The 1,996-nt window shown below is 64.9% G+C and carries 3 protein-coding genes; all 3 read right to left on the reverse strand.

All coding sequences use genetic code 11. The features are described 5' to 3' along the window. Positions 1-60 precede the first annotated feature (60 nt). Positions 61-636 (reverse strand): DUF3618 domain-containing protein, encoded by a 576-nt coding sequence (locus HP499_RS23705; protein WP_172326492.1) that lies wholly within the window; start codon positions 634-636, stop codon positions 61-63. Beyond that, positions 633-1,064, reverse strand: coding sequence for a phage holin family protein (locus tag HP499_RS23710; RefSeq protein ID WP_172326493.1), 432 nt, complete (start codon positions 1,062-1,064; stop codon positions 633-635). Before HP499_RS23710 ends, HP499_RS23705 begins: the two co-directional genes overlap by 4 nt. After that, positions 1,061-1,996, reverse strand: a 936-nt coding sequence (locus tag HP499_RS23715; RefSeq protein WP_172326494.1) for a hypothetical protein, incomplete at its 5' end; no start/stop codon positions are given. The genes HP499_RS23715 and HP499_RS23710, both read right to left, overlap by 4 nt.

Raw genomic sequence — 1,996 nt, forward strand, 5'->3', positions numbered from 1 at the left:
ACGCCGTTTTGAGGGTTTCAAACGGCATCTTCTGCGACTCAGTTGGGTCAGCGTGGGAGATTACTGGTTGCTGACGTTGTCCTTGGCCGTGTGTGCGCGGTCCTGAACATCGGCCGCGGCCGCCTGGCCTTCATCCTTGACGTTGGCTGCGGCTACCGTGGCGCTGTCCTTGACGTTCTGCATCGCATCCTGAGCGGGCTCGCGCAGGTGCTCGGCAACTTCCTGGGCAGCGTGGCTGAGCTCGTCTGTGAGCGGCTGGGCCGCTTCCTTCAGGGCCTGGGCAGCCTCGCGTTCCTTGTCCGACGGCGGAATCAGGGCCGAGACCAGCAAGCCTGCGCCGAAAGCGATCAGGCCGGCAGCGATGGGGCTGCCCTGGGCTTTACGGGTGATGGCCTGCGGTGCGTCGCCGATGTCCGACACTACGCCGGAAACAGCATCCTGTGCATGGTGGGCTGCATTTCCGGCCCTGTCATGCACGTCATCACGGGCGCCGAAGACGGCCGTCTTGATCTTGTCCACCCGGCGGTTGACGATGTGCGAAGGCGTGACCTTGTCAGCCACGGCATCCACGTTGGTGCTCAGCCGCCGGCGGGTTTCTTCAATATCGGCGCGCAGGGCGTCGGGGTTCTGCGTCATCGTGTCTCCTCAGTGTTTGGTTTCAAAGCGGGAGGTATTTCCTTGACCGTCTCAGCGGTCCGGGGCATGCCCTTGATCGTGTTCAGCTCCTTGCGGCCCCTGGCCGCCAGGACAGCCGCGACGATTCCCCAGATGACCGCAACAACCAAGGCGGACCATCCCAGGCCAATGAGCTGGCCCAGCGCCCACCACAGGGCGATGGACAGGAACAGCACGGTAAGGTGGCCGGCGTACGCAGCACCGCCCAGCATCCCCGCGCCCTTGCCGGCTTTGGTGGCGGAATCCTTGATCTCCGCTTTGGCCAGCTCCACTTCCTGGCGCATCAACGTTGAGACGTCACGCGTCAGGTCGCTCAGCAGCTCACCAAGGGGAAGGTTTTCCGCTTTCTCATGGGCTGTTGTGTGAGGCAGGTCGGCGGGACTGCTCATCGGGGACCTCCGTACTGGGGGTCATCCGGATCAAGCGGGTTCTCAGGATCAATTGCGCCAGCAAGCGGATCCCCTTGTGCCTTGACTCCACCGGCGGTTGTCTCCGGATACGGGAGCGTGGAACCGTCGTAACCGCCGGTGGTTCCGGCGTCGTATCCCGTTGCCGCTCCACCGGTTGCTGCCCCGGTGGTGGTGGCCGAGCCGTAGCCGGCCGTGGTGGTGGTGGGTCCAGGAAGGTCCACTGCCGGCGGAGTTACGGCGCCGCCTTGCGTTGGGTAGTAGACGGCACGGGGTGCCTGCTCGGTGGTGGGGCTGCCGGTTCCACCAGCGGAGCCACCCATGGGCGAGTTGTCGGCCATGCCCCTGCCGAGACGGCCGGCAAGGACACCGGCTCCGGCGGCCAGCAGCAGGAAGGCTCCTGGCTTGCGGCGCGCGAAACCCTTGACTTCGTCCAGCAGTGAGCCGGGATCCCGGCCCTCCAACCACTGGGCGATGGAGGAAGAACGCTGGGCTGCCTGCTGGACCAGGTCCGTGGCGACGCCACCGTTTTGGCTTGAATTGGCCATGGAGGACAGTTCGTCGGAGATGGAACGCAAGCCTTCGGCGACGCGCTGCTGCTGGACCTGGGCTTGGTCTGTCAGTTCACCCTTGGTCTGGGTGAGCAGTTGACGTGCGTTCACCTTGACTTCGTGGGCTACGTTGCCGGCCTCGGACTTGGCGGTGTCAACCACGCCACCGGCAGCGTCCGACACTGCCCCAGCCACTCCCGCAGCTTCCTCCTTGGCGGTATCTACCTTGCCGGAATGGGCAGAACCGGTTCCTGAACCAGTGGGGGTTCCGCCGATGCCGGTGGTTCCTGCAGTTTGCGTCTCAACGTCCGAGTCGAGGTAGCTTCCGGAAAATGGCTCGGTCCCTGAGTGGGCTCCGGTCCG

Origin of the sequence: Paenarthrobacter sp. CM16, from assembly GCF_013179505.1 — a bacterium.
In the GTDB taxonomy this organism is placed as follows: domain Bacteria; phylum Actinomycetota; class Actinomycetes; order Actinomycetales; family Micrococcaceae; genus Arthrobacter.

Coding starts and splice junctions, on each gene's coding strand:
- HP499_RS23710 (WP_172326493.1), bottom strand. CDS start 1,064: ATGAGCAGTCCCGCCGACCTGCCTCACACAACAGCCCATGAGAAAGCG.
- HP499_RS23705 (WP_172326492.1), bottom strand. CDS start 636: ATGACGCAGAACCCCGACGCCCTGCGCGCCGATATTGAAGAAACCCGC.